This is a genomic window from Streptomyces sp. CMB-StM0423, assembly GCF_002847285.1.
Taxonomy (GTDB): Bacteria; Actinomycetota; Actinomycetes; order Streptomycetales; family Streptomycetaceae; genus Streptomyces.
The window spans coordinates 2,557,251-2,574,856 of the sequence record NZ_CP025407.1 but is presented as its reverse complement, the minus strand read 5'-3'; the positions used below and the strand labels follow the sequence as shown (position 1 = coordinate 2,574,856).

Annotated in this window: 9 protein-coding genes; 5 read left to right on the top strand and 4 right to left on the bottom strand. The window is 73.4% G+C overall.

Features of this window, described 5'->3' with window-relative positions; translation table 11 throughout:
* The first annotated feature begins 1 nt into the window (after nt 1).
* From CXR04_RS10830 to fxsT, 4 genes are all read left to right on the top strand, one after another.
* On the top strand, nt 2-3,274 hold the full coding sequence (locus tag CXR04_RS10830; protein WP_234380739.1) for an SAV_2336 N-terminal domain-related protein: 3,273 nt from the start codon (nt 2-4) through the stop codon (nt 3,272-3,274).
* Nucleotides 3,275-3,341: 67 nt separating this feature from the next.
* On the top strand, nt 3,342-3,578 hold the full coding sequence (locus tag CXR04_RS10825) for a hypothetical protein (protein WP_101421637.1): 237 nt from the start codon (nt 3,342-3,344) through the stop codon (nt 3,576-3,578).
* Nucleotides 3,579-3,779: 201 nt separating this feature from the next.
* A complete protein-coding gene (locus CXR04_RS10820; protein ID WP_101421636.1) occupies nt 3,780-5,021 on the top strand; it encodes an FxsB family cyclophane-forming radical SAM/SPASM peptide maturase in 1,242 nt (413 codons plus the stop codon).
* A gap of 66 nt (nt 5,022-5,087) precedes the next feature.
* Complete coding sequence (gene fxsT, locus CXR04_RS10815; protein WP_101421635.1) at nt 5,088-8,042, top strand: FxSxx-COOH system tetratricopeptide repeat protein; 2,955 nt, start codon at nt 5,088-5,090, stop codon at nt 8,040-8,042.
* A 112-nt stretch (nt 8,043-8,154) separates the two neighbouring features.
* On the opposite strand, the gene CXR04_RS10810 is transcribed toward fxsT, so the two are convergent.
* The 4 genes from CXR04_RS10810 to CXR04_RS10795 all read right to left on the bottom strand — a co-directional run bounded on the left by CXR04_RS10810 (nt 8,155) and on the right by CXR04_RS10795 (nt 15,043).
* Entirely contained in the window at nt 8,155-12,015 is a 3,861-nt protein-coding gene (locus CXR04_RS10810; protein WP_159072303.1) for a multifunctional oxoglutarate decarboxylase/oxoglutarate dehydrogenase thiamine pyrophosphate-binding subunit/dihydrolipoyllysine-residue succinyltransferase subunit, read from the bottom strand.
* 303 nt (nt 12,016-12,318) lie between these two features.
* On the bottom strand, nt 12,319-13,449 hold the full coding sequence (locus tag CXR04_RS10805; protein ID WP_101421633.1) for a HAMP domain-containing sensor histidine kinase: 1,131 nt from the start codon (nt 13,447-13,449) through the stop codon (nt 12,319-12,321).
* Nucleotides 13,446-14,195 carry a response regulator transcription factor gene (locus CXR04_RS10800; RefSeq protein ID WP_101421632.1) on the bottom strand — a complete coding sequence of 250 codons (750 nt, stop codon included), beginning with the start codon at nt 14,193-14,195 and terminating at the stop codon, nt 13,446-13,448. Before CXR04_RS10800 ends, CXR04_RS10805 begins: the two co-directional genes overlap by 4 nt.
* A gap of 113 nt (nt 14,196-14,308) precedes the next feature.
* Nucleotides 14,309-15,043 carry a spermidine synthase gene (locus CXR04_RS10795; protein ID WP_101421631.1) on the bottom strand — a complete coding sequence of 245 codons (735 nt, stop codon included), beginning with the start codon at nt 15,041-15,043 and terminating at the stop codon, nt 14,309-14,311.
* Nucleotides 15,044-15,150: 107 nt separating this feature from the next.
* Here CXR04_RS10795 and lon point away from each other — a divergent pair, with 107 nt between their 5' ends.
* Complete coding sequence (lon, locus tag CXR04_RS10790; protein WP_101421630.1) at nt 15,151-17,583, top strand: endopeptidase La; 2,433 nt, start codon at nt 15,151-15,153, stop codon at nt 17,581-17,583.
* Nucleotides 17,584-17,606 lie beyond the last annotated feature (23 nt).

Genomic DNA, 17,606 nt, shown 5'->3' with positions numbered 1-17,606 from the left:
GATGGCCGGGCGCGGGGCTGCTGCGGGCGGGCAGGAGAAGGCCGAGGAGCTGGTGGGCCGGCTCCTGGCGGCCGGGCTGCCGCCGGACGCCCGCGGCCTCGCCGACGTCCTGTGGTTCGCGGAGGAGCTGGCGCGCAGCGCGGAGGCGGCGGACGGCGCCGCATCGCGCGCCGATGCGCCGGGGCCGGCGAACCGCATGAAACCAGCCACTTTTCCCGAAGCCGCCGACGCTTCCGAAGGCCCCGATTCCGCGCCCGTCGAGGGCAGGGACGACGGCGCCGACGAGACCGGCGCGGGGGCGCACGCGGCGCCCGAGCGGCGCGTGGGGCTCGCGGCGGGCCCGGGACTCTTGCCGCGTACGCCGGTGCCGGACGCCGTGGACTCCCCCGCGTACCGGCAGGTCGGCCGTGTCGGCGTGCCGGAGCCCGCGGCGCTGCCCGCCCTGGTGCCCCTGCAGCACGCGCTGCGCCCGCTGCGGCGCTACCAGCCGCGGGTCGCGGCCGTGGCGCCGGGGGAGCTGGACGAGGAGGAGACCGCGGAGCTGAGCGCGCGGGCCGACCTGGTCATCCCCGTGCTGCGCACGCCCCGGCGGCGCGCCACGCTCCAACTGCTCATGGACGCCTCGCCCGCCATGGAGGTATGGGGCCGGCTGCTGGAGGACCTGCGTACGGTCGCCGAGCGCTCCGGTGCGTTCCGTGACGTCACCGTGCACCGCCTGCACCCGCTGCCGGACGGCGGCGTCGGCTGCACCGGCGAGCCGGGCCGGCCGTCGATGCTCCAGGACGCCGGCCAGTTGCACGACCCCGGCGGGCGCCGGCTGACGCTCGTGCTCAGCGACTGCGCGGGACCGATGTGGCACGACGGCCGGATGCAGCGGATGCTGCACGGCTGGCTCGGCACCGCCCCCGTCGCCGTCGTCCAGCCGCTGCCGCACCGGCGGTGGCGCGAGATGCCGTTCGCCGCGCTGCCCGGGCTGCTCGTCCGGCATCCAGGCCCGTACCCGACGCTGGAGTTCCGCCCCGGCACCCGCGGCGACGTGCCCCCGCCCGGGGCCCGCGCGCTGCCCGTGCTCGCGCCCGAGCCCGCCGCCGTCGGCACCTGGGCCCGGCTGCTGGCCGCCGGCGAGGGGCTGTCGCTGCCCGGCGCCGCCGGCTGGGTGCGCCGTGACCACGCCCCCGCCCCGGCCGCGGCGGCCCGCCCCGCGGACGTCCGGCCCGACCCGGCGGCCACGCTCGCCGCGTTCGACGCGACGGCCTCGCCCGCGGCCCGGCTGCTGGCCATCCACCTGGCCGCCGTGCCGCTCGTGCTGCCCGTCATCCGGCTGGTGCAGCGCGCGCTGTTCCCCGACACCGGGCCCGCGGAGACCGCCGAGATCCTGCTCAGCGAGCTGGTCGTGGCGCGCGACCCGGCGCGCGGAGCCGGGCGTGAGCCGGCGCGCGAACCGGTGGGCGACGACCCGTGGTTCGACTTCCGCCCCGGCGTGCGCGAGCTGCTGCTGCGCCGGCTCAGCCACGGCGAGGCGGCGCTCGTGCTCAAGCACTGCTCGCTCTACATCGAGCGGACCTTCGGGCAGGGCGCGCGCAACTTCCCCGCCGTCGCGGTCGCGTACCTCTCCGGCGAGGACCGCGAGCCCGACCTCGGCGGCGCCAAGGTCCCCGACCAGTTCGCGCGCGTCTCCGAGCAGGTGCTGCGCGCCTTCCAGCCCGCCTACCGCGGTCCTGCCGCGGCGGGCGGCGCGGAGCTGCTGCGGCAGTACGAGGACACCCGCAGCGTCCGCGACCTGCTGGACGCCGTACGGGCCCTGCGCCGCACCGTCGTCGAGGAGCGGGACACCGCGCAGCAGGGGCTCCTGGCCCGGGCGCTGCTGCTGCACTGGCAGCGGCTGCGCGAGCCGGACGCGCTGGCGGAGGCCGAGCAGTGGGCCCGCAGCGCCCTGGCCGCGGACGGCTCGGGAGCGCCGGCCGGGGCGCCGCCGCTGCGCGAACGGCTCACGTACGCCGAGGTGATGTGGGAGGTGGCCCGCGAGCGCGTGGCCGACGGCGAGCACGAGCAGGCCGTCGCCGCGCTCCGCGCCTCCGCCGCCCAACTGCGCGACAGCCGCACCCTGGCCACCACGCACGCCGCCCGGCGCGAGCGCGGCGGCCTGCTCGCCGAGGTGCTGCGCCGGCTGCACTCCCTGACCGGCGACGGCGCGGCGCTGCACGAGGCCGAGGAGACGATAGACGAGCTGCTGGCCGGCTGGCCGGACGAAGAGCTGGTGCCCGCACGGCTGTTCCTCGCCCGCGGCCGGGTCACCCTGGGCCGCGCCCAGGCGGAGCACACGGTGGACGAGATCCGGGCGTACGGGCTGCGCGCCGCGGCCGACCTGCGTACCGGCGTCGACCTGCTGCGCATGGAGGGCGGCCCGGAGCTGCGGCGCCAGGAGTGCGAGGCGCTGCTCGACCTGGCGGAGGCCAACACCACCGCCGCCGGCGACGCGGGCGCCGCCCGCGCGCTGGCCGCGCTCGACCGCGCCGGGCGGCTGGCCGCCGCGCTCGACGACTACCGGCTCCAGGCCGAGAGCCTGCGCCGCAAGGCCCAGGTGCGGATCGCGGAGTTCACCCGCGGCGGCGCCGCCGAGCTGCTGGTCGAGGCCGACGGCTGGCTGACGGACGCGCTGGCGCTGCTGCCGCCCGGGGCGGCGCTCTACGGCGAGGTGCTCACCGAGCACGGCGAGCTGCTGCTGCGCCGCGGCCGGCTGGCCCCGGACGACGCCGGGCTGCGCGGCCGGGCGGTGCCGGTGCTGCGCGAGGTGCTGGCGGAGACGCCGCAGCGCCATCCGGACCTGCCGCGGCGGCAGTTGCTCTTCGGCCGGGCGCTGCGGCTGCGCTACGAGGCGTCCGGCACCCGCACCGACCTGTACGAGGCGGAGTGGGTGCTCGACCGGGCCGCGCGGGAGGACGACGCACCGGCGCGGGTGCGCGCGCAGGCGTGGCTGGAGCTGGGTGACGTGCAACTCCTGCTCGACATAAGGACCGAGTTCCGGCAGCGGCAGGAGCGGGCGGCGGACTGCTACCGGCGCGCGGCGCTCCTGGCCGAGGAGGCGGGCGACGCGGCGGAAGCCGCCCGGGCGCACCACAGGCGCGGGCAGATGCTGGAGCCGACGGCGGGGCGCGCGGTGGCGCTCAGGGCGTACCGGGACGCCTGGGAGCAGTGGAGCCGGGCGGAGCAGACGGAGAGCGCGGGGGCGCTGCTGACCCGGGAGCAGATCCGTACCCTCGAAGCCGGCGACTGACCCGCCGCCGTTTTGCTGCACGACTGTTCGGGGAAGGACTCTCACACCCTTCCGGAGGAGTTACAGCGTGGAGAACCCCCTGTCGGCGAAGCCGGACGGGACACCGTCAGCCGCGGGCGCGGCCGTCCGTCTGCCCGACTTCAGCGACGTCGACGTGTATGCGGTGGCCGCCCGCGGCGAGCCGCCGGTACTCGCGGGAGCCGTCGCCCACCTGCTCCGCAACTGGCCGTCCGACAACGATGCCGGGGCCTACTTCGAGAACGGCCCGCCGGACGCCGGCCAGGCCGTATCCGGCGGCAATTGACCCGCCGGCGACATCACGGCGCACACTCCGGCCGACGCCACCTCAAAGCCCGCCGACGAAGCCGGGTGGTCGGATTGCGGCAGATTCCGTACAGAAGCAGTCAGTTGGGCTTCCGTTTGGTTTCACCTGTGTGACTTGTGCGCCATGCATCCAGGGGCGGTGGTTCGTCACCGCCCGGACTCGGGGGAGCCGGGGAGCCGCATGGACTACGGAGATACGGGCGCGGAGGAGGCGCCCTGGCCCGGTCGGCTGCTGGACATCGGCCGGCTGCGCGCCGCCGGGGTCGCGGCGGTGCCGTTCCGGCAGTTCATCCTCAAGGTGCACAGCCGGTGCAACCTCTCCTGCACCTACTGCTACGTCTACCACGGCGCCGACAGCGGCTGGCGCGGCCGGCCCGCCCGGATGCCGGAGGCGACCACCCGCCGCACCGCCCAGCGCATCGCGGAGCACGTACGTCTCCACCGGCTGAACCGGATCCGCGTCGAACTGCACGGCGGCGAACCGCTGCTCGCCGGCGCGGCCTCGCTGGTCCGGCAGACGGCGGTGGTGCGCGCGGCCCTGCCGGCCGACTGCGCCGTCGTCGCCGGCGTGCAGACCAACGGCACGCTGCTCACCGAGTCCGCGCTGGAGACGCTCGCCGCCGGTGACATCCGGGTCGGGCTGAGCGCGGACGGCGGCACGCCGGGGCTGAACAGCCGCCGGGTCGACCACGCCGGGCGTCCCGCCTGGCCCGCCCTGGAGCGCGCGGCCCGGCTCCTGCGCCGGCATCCGGAGAGCTACGGCGGCATCCTGTGCACGGTCGACGTCACCGCCTCGCCGGCCGCCGTGCTGGACTCGCTGTGCGCCCTGGAGCCGCCGGTCATCGACTTCCTGCTGCCGCACGCCAACTGGTCGGCGCCGCCCGCCCCGGTGCCGGGCCGCGGCCCCACCCCGTACGGCGACTGGCTCTGCGAGGTCTTCGACCTGTGGTGGGACCTGCCCAGGCCGTCGCCGCGGGTGCGGCTGTTCACCGAGATCCTCGGGCTGCTCCTGGGCCGGCCGAGCGCCACCGAGGCCGTGGGCCTCTCGCCGGTCACGGCGCTCGTGGTGGAGACCGACGGCGCCATCGAGCAGATCGACTCGCTCAAGTCCGTATACGAGGACGCGGCCGGCACCGGTCTCGACGTCTTCCGCAACTCCTTCGACGAGGCGCTCAACCACCCGGGCATCGCCGCGCGGCAACTCGGCCTGCGGGCGCTGTCCGCGCAGTGCCGAAGCTGCGCGGTCGTCGGGGTGTGCGGCGGCGGCAACTACGCGCACCGGTTCCGGGCCGGCGAGGGGTTCCGCAACCCCTCCGTGTACTGCGCCGATCTGGAGCAGCTCATCAGGCACGTCGCCCACCGTCTTTCGGCCGCGGTCGCGGGACAGCGGAAGGTGACGGCGGGTCCGCCGTGCGTGAGCTGACGGGCCACCAGATGGGGTACTGTGCCACGAGGACGGCCTGCCTCGGCACCGGAGGGAGACGGTCGTATGGCCAAGCCCATCAGCATCAGTTACGCGGGGTTCAACCGCCCCTGGGCGGCCTGGATCGCCTATCAGCTTGAGCTGCTCGGACACCCCACCTCGATGCTGCGCTGGAGCCCCGCGCCCGGCCGGCCGCTCGTCGACGAGCTCTCGGGGTTATTGGAGGCGCCCGACCGCATCCTGCTGGTGCTCGACGACTGGTTCTTCGGCCTCGGCCCGCGCGAGACGGACGAGTGGAACGAAGCCCTGCGGACGATCATTCCGCAGCACGGGCAGCGGTTCGCCGCCGCCAGCGTGGCCACCGACATGCCGGTCGCGGCGGCGGCCCTGGCGCCCGTGGACCTCCGCGACCTCGGCACCGTCGAAGCCCGGCGCCGCGTCCTGACCCGGCTCGGCATCGACCCGGACACCCCGGTGCGCCCGGACCGCGAGCCGGAGCGGGCCCCGCGGTTCCCCAACGACCCGCCCGTGGTCTTCAACACCCCCCGCCGCAACTACCGCTTCACCGGCCGCGACGACATCCTGGAGCAGCTCCACGGCACGTTGTCCGCCGCCGGCCAGGGCGCCAGGATCGCGCTGTCCGGCATCTCCGGCGTCGGCAAGAGCCAGATCGCCGTCGAGTACACCCACCGGTTCGGCAACGACTACGACGTCGTCTGGTTCGTCAACGCCAGCTACCGCATGACGGCCCGCGAGCAGCTCGCCGACCTCTCCGTACGGCTGAACCTCCCGGTCGGCAGCAACATCGGCGACCGGCTCCGCCGGGTCCGCGAGGCGCTGCGCTCCGGCCGCCCGTACCGCCGCTGGCTGGTGGTCTTCGACAGCGCCGACGAGATGGAGCTGATCGACGACATCATCCCCGAGGGCGACGGGCACGTGCTCATCACGACCCGTACCCGGGACTGGGCCGTCAGCGGCGGCGCCGAGCAGATCGAGGTCCCGCACTTCACCCGGGCGGAGAGCACCGCCTTCGCGCGCCGCCGCGCTCCCCGGCTGACCGAGACCGAGGCGGACGGACTGGCCGAGGCCGTCCAGGACCTGCCGCTGGTGCTGAGCCAGACCGCGGCGTGGCTCGACTCCAGCACGATGGCGCCGGCCGACTACATCGAGCTGCTGCGCGAGAAGGAACCCGGCAAGGTCGGCATCAGCATCGGCTCCGACTACCCCATGGGCTTCCTGACGAGCTGGTCGATAACGCTGAACGGGATGCGCGAGAAGACGCCCGCGGCGGCGGCGATGCTCAACCTCCTCGCGTTCTTCTCCCCGGACAGCATTCCGGTGTCCCGCATCGTCGAGCGCAGCGACCAGTTGCCGCCGCATCTGGCGGAGCTGGCCAACGATCCCATCAGTTGGCACTCCGCCCTGCGCCGGCTGTCGGAGTCCACCGCGGTGACGATCGACTACCTCACCGACCCTTCGCCGGAGACCGAGGTCGAAAAGGTTCAAATGCACCGTCTCTACCACCGCTTCCTGCGGAGTGACCTCCCGGAGGACGAGCGGGAGGCGATGTCGGCGACCGCGTGCCGGATCCTGGCGGCAGCAGACCCCCGCCGTCCCACGGACACGCGGGAATGGGCGAGGTATGCCGAGCTGCTGCCGCATCTGGAGCCGGCCGGTGCGCTGGAGAGCGCCGACCCCGCGGTGCAGGAACTCGTCCTGCACTGCATCAACTACCTGCTCCAGCGCGGCGAGTACCGCGCCGCCCTGAGGATGTGCGAGCTGACGCTCGCCCCGTGGACGATCCGGCTCGAACCCACGCACCGCTCGATGATCACGCTCGTGCACTCGCACGCCGAGGCGCTGCGCAACCTCGGGCGCTACCGCGAGTCCGAGGCCGTCGGCCGGCGGCTGGTGGACGTGCTGAGCCCGGTGCGCGACGAGGAGGACCCCGACCTGCTGGCGGCCAGAAACGGCCTGAGCGGCGCACTGCTGGGCCTCGGCGAGTACCAGACGGCGCGGGGGTTCTTCGACGACGTCCGGCAGAAGTACGCCGGTCTCCTCGGCGCCGACCATCCGCGCACCATGGCGCTGCGCAGCAACCTCGCGTCCGCCCTCGCACTGCTCGGCCGGTACGAGGACGCGCTGGAGATCTACCGGGTCCTGCTGGTCGAGCGGGAGCGGCGGCTCCGCACGCGCCACCACCAGACGATGGCCACCGGTACCCGCTACGCCTGGATGCTCCGCCTCCTCGGCCACTACGACGAGGCCCACTCCCGGCAGCAGCGCAACGCCGCGCTGCACCGCCAGATCATGGGCGAGCACAACCCGCAGACGCTGCGCGCCGAGCACAACCTCGCGCTGTGCATGCGCCGGCTCGGCAAGCTCGCCGAGGCCGACCGCGCCATGGAGTCCGTGGTCCAGCGCTTCACCCAGGTCCAGGGCCCAAGGCACCCCGAGACCCTGATGGTGGAGGCCGACTACGCCACCTTCCTGCGCGAGCACCGCGACCTGCGCCGGGCCCGGGAGCTGGCCGAGTCCGTCAACCGGCGGTACGAGGCGATGCTCGGCGAGCACCACCCGTACACCGCCGGCACCCTCGGCAACCTCGGACTGGCCCTGTGGCCCACCGGGGACTGGCAGGAGGCATCCGAGATCGCCGAGCTGGCGCTCACCCGGATGACCGCCGCCGTCGGGCCCGCGCACCCGTGGACGCTGGGCTGTGCGCTGAACGCGGCCGCCGCCCGCAACCGGCTGGACGCCCCCGACCACGCCGAGGAGCTGAGCCGGCAGACGGCCGACACCGTCAAGGAAGTCCTCGGCGCCCGGCACCCCATGGCGCTGTCGGCGATGATGGCGCTGGCGGACGACCTGCGGTCGCTGCGCCGCTCGCAGGAGGCGAAGAAGGTGGAGCGGGAGGCGATGCAGAACCTCAGCGAGACGCTGGGCGCCGACCACCCGCACACCCTGGCGTCGCGCCGCCGGGAGCGCCCGTACTGGGACTTCGAGCCGCAGCCCACATAGGGTCGGCAGACCCTCGGATCCTCCGCAGCCGAGAAGGGGCCCCGCGCAGTGCGCGGGGCCCCTTCTGCGCGGTGGTACGGACCGGGTGCCCGGTCCGTACCACCGCGGGGACTCAGAGGTCGAAGACCTCGGCCATCAACTGGGCGTGCTCCGCCTGGTGGCGCTTGGCCGAGCCGACCGCCGGCGAGGACGACGACGGGCGCGAGACCCGGCGCAGCCGGTCGGCGTTCGGCACCGGACCGGAGCCGATGATCAGGTCCAGGTGGTCGACCAGGTTGAGCGCGATGAACGGCCACGCGCCCTGGTTGGCCGGCTCCTCCTGGGCCCAGACGAACGTCGAAGCGCCGCTGTAGCGCGCCAGCTCCGCCTGGATCTCCGCGCCGGGCAGCGGGTACAGCCGCTCCAGCCGGATGATCGCGGTGTCCTGCGCGCCGCGCTTCTGCCGCTCGGCGTCGAGGTCGTAGTAGACCTTGCCGGAGCAGAAGACGACCTTGCGGACCGCCGCCGGCTCGACCGAGTCGTCGCCGATGACCGGCCGGAAGCCGCCCGAGGTGAACTCGTCCGTCCGCGACGCCGCCGCCTTCATCCGCAGCATGGACTTCGGGGTGAAGACCACGAGCGGCTTGTGGTGCGGGTTGTGGACCTGCCAGCGCAGCAGGTGGAAGTAGTTCGACGGCAGGGTGGGCATCGCGACGGTCATGTTGTTCTGCGCGGAGAGCTGCAGGAACCGCTCGATACGGGCCGAGGAGTGGTCCGGGCCCTGGCCCTCGTAGCCGTGCGGCAGCAGCAGCACGACGCCGGAGGACTGGCCCCACTTCTGCTCGGCGGAGGAGATGAACTCGTCGACGACGGTCTGCGCGCCGTTGACGAAGTCGCCGAACTGCGCCTCCCAGAGCACCAGGGAGTCCGGGCGGGCCAGCGAGTAGCCGTACTCGAAGCCCATCGCCGCGTACTCGCTGAGCAGCGAGTCGTAGACGTTGTAGCGGGCCTGGTCGGGGGCGAGGTAGTTCAGCGGGGTGTAGTCCTCGCCGGTCTTCTGGTCGACGAGCACCGCGTGCCGGTGGCCGAACGTGCCGCGGCGGGAGTCCTGGCCGGCGAGCCGGACCGGGGTGCCCTCCATCAGCAGCGAGCCGAACGCCAGCGTCTCGCCCGTGCCCCAGTCGATCGTGTCGTCCTCGACCATCGACACCCGGCGCTGCAACTGGGGCAGCAGCCGCGGGTGCACGGAGACCTGGTCGGGCAGGCTGACCTGGGAGTCGGCGATCCGCTTGACGACCTCCTCGGAGACGGCCGTCTCCACGGCGACCGGGAAGCCGGGCAGCGCGTGCGGCGGCACCTCGGCCGGCGCGGGCGTCTCGGTGGCGTCCCGTACCTCGGTGAAGACCTTCTCCAACTGGCCCTGGAAGTCCTGCAGCGCCTGCTCGGCCTCTTCCATGGTGATGTCGCCGCGGCCGATGAGCGACTCGGTGTAGAGCTTGCGCACCGAGCGCTTCTTGTCGATCAGCTCGACCATCTGCGGGTTGGTGAACTGCGGGTTGTCGCCCTCGTTGTGCCCGCGGCGGCGGTAGCAGATGAGGTCGATGACCACGTCCTTGTTGAACGCCTGGCGGTACTCGAAGGCCAGCCGTGCGACGCGCACGACGGCCTCGGGGTCGTCGCCGTTGACGTGGAAGATCGGCGCCTCGATCATGCGGGCCACGTCCGTGGCGTACATCGAGGAACGCGCGGACTCCGGCGGGGCGGTGAAGCCGACCTGGTTGTTGATGACGACGTGCACGGTGCCGCCGCAGCGGTAGCCGCGCAACTGCGACATGTTGAGGGTCTCGGCCACCACGCCCTGGCCGGCGAACGCGGCGTCGCCGTGCAGCGCCAGCGGCAGCACGGTGAAGTCCGTGCCGCCCTTGCCGATGATGTCCTGCTTGGCGCGGACCACGCCTTCCAGCACCGGGTCGACGGCCTCCAGATGGGAGGGGTTGGCGGTGAGCGAGACCTTGATCTGCTCGCCGTCCAGGCCGGTGAAGGTGCCCTCCGTGCCCAGGTGGTACTTCACGTCGCCGGAGCCGTGCATCGACTTCGGGTCGAGGTTGCCCTCGAACTCGCGGAAGATCTGCGCGTACGACTTGCCGACGATGTTCGCCAGCACGTTGAGCCGGCCGCGGTGCGCCATGCCGATGACGACCTCGTCGAGGCGGGACTCGGCGGCGGCGTCGATGACCGCGTCCAGCAGCGGGATGACGGACTCGCCGCCCTCCAGCGAGAAGCGCTTCTGGCCGACGTACTTCGTCTGCAGGAACGTCTCGAACGCCTCCGCGGCGTTCAGCCGGCGCAGGATGCGCAGTTGCTCCTCGCGCTCCGGGGTGTCATGCGGGCGCTCCACGCGCTCCTGGATCCACTTGCGCTCCTTCGGATCCTGGATGTGCATGTACTCGATGCCGGTGGTGCGGCAGTACGAGTCCCGCAGTACGCCGAGGATGTCGCGCAGCTTCATCATCGACTTGCCGGCGAAGCCGCCGACGGCGAACTCCCGCTCCAGGTCCCAGAGCGTCAGGCCGTGCTCGGTGACGTCGAGGTCGGGGTGCTTGCGCTGCTTGTACTCCAGCGGGTCGGTGTCGGCCATGACGTGGCCGCGGACCCGGTAGGAGTGGATCAGGTCGAAGACCCGGGCGGCCTTGGTGACGTCGTCGTCGTGGCTGGCGTCGATGTCGCGGAGCCAGCGGACCGGCTCGTAGGGGATGCGCAGGGACTTGAAGACCTCGTCGTAGAAGTCGTTCTCGCCCAGCAGCAACTGGTTCATGATCCGCAGGAACTCGCCGGAGGCGGCGCCCTGGATGACGCGGTGGTCGTACGTCGAGGTGAGCGTCATGACCTTGGAGACGCCCAGCTTGTTCAGGGTGTCCTGGGAGGTGCCCTGGAACTCGGCGGGGTAGTCCATCGCGCCGACGCCGAGGATCATGGACTGGCCGGGCATCAGCCGGGGCACGGAGTGCACGGTGCCGATGCCGCCGGGGTTGGTGAGCGAGCACGTCACCCCGGTGAAGTCGTCCATGGTGAGCTTGTTGGACCGGGCGCGGCGGACGATGTCCTCGTACGCCTGCCAGAACTCGAAGAAGTTGAGCGTCTCGGCCTGCCTGATGGCCGCGACGACGAGCTGGCGGTCGCCGTTGGGCTTCACCAGGTCGATGGCCAGGCCGAGGTTGACGTGCTCGGGCTTGACCAGGGTGGGCTTGCCGTCCTTCTCCGCGAAGGAGTGGTTCATCGACGGCATCAGCTTCATCGCCTGGACCATCGCGTACCCGATGAGGTGCGTGAAGGAGACCTTCCCGCCGCGGGCGCGCTTCAGGTGGTTGTTGATGACGATGCGGTTGTCGAAGAGGAGCTTCACCGGGACCGCGCGGACGGAGGTGGCCGTCGGCAGCTCCAGCGAGGCGTTCATGTTCTTGGCGACGGCGGCGGCGGGGCCCCGGAGGGTGACCAGCTCGGGGCCCCCGGCCGCGGGCGCCGCGGCGGCGGGCTTCGCGGCCGGCTTGGCCGCGGGCTTCTCGGTGGGCTTCGCCGCCGGCGGGGCGGGCGCGGCGGCCGCGGGCCTGGCCGGCGGCTGGGCCACGGGCCGGCCGTCGACGGCCGGCGGCGCGGCGGGCGCGGGGGCCTGCTGCGGCGGCGCGGCGGGGGCCTGGGCCGGAGCGGCTGCCGGAGCCGCCGCCTGGGCGGGGGCCGCCTGGGCCGGGGGCGCGGCGGACGGGGGCTGCGCCGTCTGCGTCGCCGCCCCCTGGTTCCCGCCGGCGGTGCCCGGCTTGTAGTCGGCGAAGAAGTCCCACCAGGCCCGGTCCACCGAGTTGGGGTCCTGGAGGTACTGCTGGTAGATCTCGTCGACGAGCCACTCGTTGGGACCGAAGGCGGCAGCAGGGTCCCGGCCCTGGCTGGGCTCTTCGGTACGGACGCTCGACGAGCTGCTCTTAGGGGACTGTGACGACACGGCGGCAACCGCCCTCTTCCGCTTCACAAGGTGATGGACAGCGGAAAACAAGGCTACGCCCCTGGAGCTGGTACGTGCAGGCCGCACCCGCCGGAGGTCGCGTAAGTCACAATGCGAACGTGGTTTGGATCCCGGATTTGGCGGGAAATAAAGAGAGTTTGCCTGCGTGCGGCATGGGGGCATCGAGGCGGTGGCGCCGCGTCCCGTCCTCGTACCGGGCCGTTCACCGGCTGCTCTGCCGCCGTTGCGGGTCCGTTACCGCGCCCGGCCAAGGTCAAGTGTAGGTCAAGTGCCGAACGAGCGTTAACCCGGAAGGGTGAGCTTGATCCGGCAGCCACGGGGTGATTCGGCCACCCCGATCCGGCCGCCGTGCAGACCCACCGCCCAGCGCGCGATCGCCAGCCCCAGCCCGGTGCCGCCGCCGTCCGCCCCGTGGTCGCCGAGCACGCCGTTCTCCCGGCCGCGGTTGAAGCGCTCGAAGACCCGGTGCCGCTCGGCCGCGGGGATGCCGGGGCCCTCGTCGAGCACCTCCACCTCCAGCGCGTCCGGCTGCGCGCCGGCGCGGGCGCGCACGGTGACCCGGCCGCCGGGCGGGCTGTGCTTCACGGCGTTGTCGATCAGGTTCGCCATCACCTGGTGCAGCCGCTCGGGATCGGCCCGTACGGACAGCTCCGGCGGCGAGACGTCCAGGTGCAGCCGGACGTCGCCGCGCCCGCGCGGGCCGGGGACGTCGCCGTCCCCCTCCGCCGTGCCGGCCGTGCCGTGCGCGCCGGTGCCGAAGTGCGCCTCCTTCAGCACGCCCGCGAGGTACGGCTCCACCGCGAACCGCCGCAGCCGCAGCGGCACCACCCCGCTGTCGATCCGCGACAGGTCGAGCAACTGCTCCACCAGCCGGCCCAGCCGCTCCGTCTGGCGCAGCGCGGTGCGCATCGTGTCCGGATCGGCCTCGGAGACGCCGTCGACCACGTTCTCCAGCACCGCGCGCAGCGCGGCGATCGGGGTGCGCAGCTCGTGCGACACGTTGGCGACCAGCTCCTTGCGGTGCCGGTCGACGGACTGCAGGTCGGCCGCCATCCGGTTGAACGTCTGCGCCAGCTCGCCGAACTCGTCCCGGCGGCGGGTGGCCAGCCGGGCGGTGTAGTCGCCGTGCGCCATGGCCCGGGTGACCGCGGTCATCTGCACCAGCGGCGACGTCAGCCGCTGGCCCACGAACTGGGTGATCAGCAGCGAGGCGATGAGCGAGAACACCGTGATCAGCCGGACCTCGGTGGAGGAGCGGATCGCCACCCACACCAGCCCGGTGGCGATCACCACAGAACCGATGACCAGCGCGCCCAGCGCCGCGTTCACCGACCGCACCGGGTCCAGCGGGCGCAGCGCCTCCCACACCCGGCGCCAGAAGCCGGGCTCCGCACCGCCGTCCGGCACCGTCATGTGACGGGGGTCTCCAGCGCGTACCCCACGCCGTGCACCGTACGGATCCGCTCCGCGCCTATCTTGCGGCGCAGCGCCTTGATGTGGCTGTCGACCGTCCGTGTCCCCGAGGCGTCCTCCCACTCCCAGACCTCCACCAGGAGCTGCTCGCGGGAGAGCACCGCCCGCGGCTGGTTGGCCAGACACGCCAGCAGCTCGAACTCGGTCGGCGTCAGATGCACGTCGTCCCCGCCGACCCGTACCCGCCGCTCGGTGTGGTCGATCTCCAGCTCGCCCAGGCGCAGCGTGTCGTCCCGGGCGGCGCCCGCCGCCAGCGTGGCGCGCTCCACGCGGCGCAGCAGCACGTGCACCCGCGCCGCCAGCTCGCGCATGGAGAAGGGCTTGGTCATGTAGTCGTCGGCGCCGACGCCGAGGCCGACGAGCATGTCCGTCTCGTCGTCCCGCGCGGTCAGCATCAGCACCGGCACCAGCCGCTGGGCCTGCACCCGGCGGCACACCTCCAGCCCGTCGAAGCCGGGCAGCATCACGTCGAGCACGAGCAGGTCGGGCGCCCACTCCGCGGCAGTCGCCACCGCGGCCGGGCCGTCCCCTGCCGTACGTACCTGGAAGCCCTCGGCGCGCAGCCGCGCCGATATCGCCTGCCCGATGGTCGGGTCGTCCTCCACGACCAGCACCCTGCGCTGGGCACCGGGCGTCACTGCGGCCGCGTGGTCGGCGCGGCCGTTCAGGGCTTGTCTGTCTGCCATGTGTTCGTGGCCCTCGCCGTCTCTTCCCCGTAGGCCCTCCGGTTCAGCTAGCAGCGTATGGGGAGGTGACACGCCTCGGCTACGGGGAACGGGGAGCCCCCGCCCGGGGTTCCCTACGCGCCGTCCCGCTCGCCGTCCGCCTCGCCGTCCGGCGGGCGGACGGCGAGGTGGACGGCGTCGGGGGCGCCGCGGCGTACGGGGATCTCCTCGGTGCGTACGTCCGTGAAGCCGGCGGTGCGCAGGGCGGCCTCGAAGCCGGGGGAGGGGCGGGCGGACCAGACGGCGAGGACGCCGCCGGGGGTGAGGCGGTCACGGCAGGCGGCAAGGCCGGCGGGGGCGTAGAGGCCCGAGTTGCCCTCGGTGACGGTCCAGTCGGGGCCGTTGTCGATGTCCAGGCAGACCGCGTCGTAGCGGTGCGGCGCGGTGGCGAGGTGGTCGAGGAGGTCGGCCTCGACGAGTCCGACGCGGGGGTCGGCGAGAGCCCCGCCGCTGAGGTGCGCGAGCGGCGGGGCCCCGGACGCCGGGCCGGAGTGCCACTCGATGACCGCCGGCTCGCGCTCGACCACCGTGATCCGCCCCCAGCGCGGGTCCGCCGCCGCCTCGGCGAGCGAGAAGCCCACGCCCAGCCCGCCGATCAGCACCGCGGGCGCCGCCGGGGCGGGGCCCAGCGCCTCGGCGGCGGCCCGGATCAGCAGCCGCTCGGAGCGGCCGTCGGAGGTGTCCATGAGGAAGACGCCGTTCGCGATGATCTCGTGGTGCGCCCCGCGCCGGCGCAGCACGACCTCCCCGTACGGGCCGGACCTGCGGTCGAGCGTCACCGCGCCCGCCGTGTCGTTCTCGCTGCTCATGGCCCCATCCTGCCCGATCGCTGACAGCGAACAGACGGCCGGGAACAACCCGGGACCCCTTCGGGTTGAGCGCATGTAACTCAACTTGCATGCCGAAGGGGAGATCAATGGCTACTGAGTCCGGCACTGACACGCCGCTGGCCCTGCCCGTCCTGCCGCTCGATGACGAGGTCGTGCTCCCCGGCATGGTCGTGCCGCTCGACCTCTCGGACCGCGAGGTGCGGGCCGCGGTCGAGGCCGCCCAGGCCGCGGCGCGCGGCAGCGGACGCAAACCCAGGGTGCTGCTCGTCCCGCGGGTCGACGGCACGTACGTGGGCACCGGCGTCCTCGGCCGTGTCGAGCAGGTCGGCCGGCTGGCCGACGGCGACCCCGGTGCGCTGATCCGCGGCGTCGCCCGGATCCGTATCGGCGCCGGCACCACCGGGCCCGGGGCTGCGCTGTGGGTGGAGGGCACGGAGATCGAGGAGTCCGTTCCCGACCCCGTTCCCGGCGCCGTCACGGAACTGACGAAGGAATACAAGGCGGTCGCGACCGACTGGCTGCGCAAGCGCGGCGCCTGGCAGGTCGTGGACCGCGTACAGCAGATCGACGACGTCGGCCAGCTCGCCGACAACTCCGGCTACTCGCCGTTCCTGACCATCGAGCAGCGCGTGGAGCTGCTGGAGACCGCCGACCCGGTGGCCCGGCTCAAGCTCGCCACGCAGTTGCTGAAGGAGCACCTGGCGGAGCAGGACGTCGCCGAGTCCATCGCCAAGGACGTCCAGGAGGGCGTCGACAAGCAGCAGCGCGAATTCCTGCTGCGGCGCCAGTTGGAGGCCGTGCGCAAGGAACTGCGCGAGCTGAACGGCGAGCCCGAGGGCGAGGAGTCCGACGACTACCGCGCCCGGGTCGAGGCCGCCGACCTGCCCGAGAAGGTCCGCGAAGCGGCCCTGAAGGAGGTCGGCAAGCTGGAGCGCAGCTCCGACGCCTCGCCCGAGGGCGGCTGGATCAGGACGTGGCTCGACACCGTCCTGGAGATGCCGTGGAGCGAGCGCACGGAGGACGCGTACGACATCACCGGCGCCAAGGAGATCCTGGACGCCGACCACGCGGGCCTGGAGGACGTCAAGGAACGCATCACCGAGTACCTGGCCGTGCGCAAGCGCCGCGCGGACCGGGGCCTGGGCCTCGTCGGCGGCCGGCGCGGCGGCGCCGTGCTCGCACTCGTCGGCCCGCCCGGCGTCGGCAAGACGTCGCTGGGCGAGTCCGTGGCGCGGGCCATGGGGCGCAAGTTCGTCCGGGTCGCCCTCGGCGGCGTCCGGGACGAGGCGGAGATCCGCGGCCACCGGCGTACGTACGTTGGCGCGCTGCCCGGCCGCGTCGTCCGCGCCATCAAGGAGGCCGGCTCCATGAACCCGGTCGTCCTGCTGGACGAGATCGACAAGGTCGGCTCCGACTTCCGCGGCGACCCGGCCGCGGCCCTGCTCGAAGTCCTGGACCCGGCGCAGAACCACACGTTCCGCGACCACTACCTGGAAGTCGAACTGGACCTGTCGGACGTCGTCTTCCTGGCCACCGCGAACGTCCTCGAAGCCATCCCCGAGGCGCTGCTGGACCGGATGGAACTGGTCCGCCTCGACGGCTACACCGAGGACGAGAAGGTCACCATCGCCCGCGACCACCTGCTGCCACGGCAGTTGGAGCGCGCGGGTCTGGAGGCCGGCGAGGTCGCCGTCGCGGACGACGCGCTGCGGAAGCTGGCAGGCGAGTACACCCGCGAGGCGGGCGTACGGAACCTGGAGCGCGCCCTCGCCCGGCTGCTCCGCAAGATCGCGGCGCAGCACGAACTGGGCGACGCGAAGCTGCCGTACACGGTCGGCGTCGACGCACTCCGCCCGCTCATCGGCCGTCCGCACCACACCCCGGAGTCCGCCACCGACCCCGCGTCCCGCCGCACCGCGGTCCCGGGCGTGGCGACGGGCCTGGCGGTGACGGGCGCGGGCGGCGACGTCCTCTACATCGAGGCATCGCTGGCCGACGCCGAGTCGGGCGCCTCAGGACTGACCCTGACGGGTCAGCTCGGCGACGTGATGAAGGAGTCGGCGCACATCGCGCTCTCCTTCCTGCGCTCGCGCGGCGCGGAACTGGAACTGCCGGTGGCCGACCTGAAGGACCGGGGCATCCACCTGCACGTGCCGGCGGGCGCGGTCCCGAAGGACGGGCCGAGCGCGGGCATCACGATGACGACGGCACTGGCGTCGCTGCTGAGCGGCCGGCAGGTGCGCACGGACGTCGCCATGACCGGTGAGGTGTCGCTGACGGGCCGGGTGCTGCCGATCGGCGGCGTGAAGCAGAAGCTGCTGGCGGCGCACCGGGCGGGGGTCACCACGGTGATCATCCCGAAGCGGAACGAGCCGGACCTGGACGACGTCCCGGCCGAGGTGCTGGAGAAGCTGGAGGTCCACCCGGTCTCCGACGTCCGCCACGTCCTGGAACTGGCCCTGACCCCGGCCGGCGCCACGGCGCAGGCGGCGGACCCGGAGGTGCCGGTGGCGGCGTGACCGAGGGCCTGACGGCCCGACCC

Excerpts from the sequence above, each read along its gene's own strand:
- CXR04_RS10830 (WP_234380739.1), top strand. The coding sequence starts at position 2 with ATGGCCGGGCGCGGGGCTGCTGCGGGCGGGCAGGAGAAGGCCGAGGAG.
- CXR04_RS10820 (WP_101421636.1), top strand. The coding sequence starts at position 3,780 with ATGGACTACGGAGATACGGGCGCGGAGGAGGCGCCCTGGCCCGGTCGG.
- fxsT (WP_101421635.1), top strand. The coding sequence starts at position 5,088 with ATGGCCAAGCCCATCAGCATCAGTTACGCGGGGTTCAACCGCCCCTGG.
- CXR04_RS10805 (WP_101421633.1), bottom strand. The coding sequence starts at position 13,449 with ATGACGGTGCCGGACGGCGGTGCGGAGCCCGGCTTCTGGCGCCGGGTG.
- CXR04_RS10800 (WP_101421632.1), bottom strand. The coding sequence starts at position 14,195 with ATGGCAGACAGACAAGCCCTGAACGGCCGCGCCGACCACGCGGCCGCA.
- CXR04_RS10795 (WP_101421631.1), bottom strand. The coding sequence starts at position 15,043 with ATGAGCAGCGAGAACGACACGGCGGGCGCGGTGACGCTCGACCGCAGG.
- lon (WP_101421630.1), top strand. The coding sequence starts at position 15,151 with ATGGCTACTGAGTCCGGCACTGACACGCCGCTGGCCCTGCCCGTCCTG.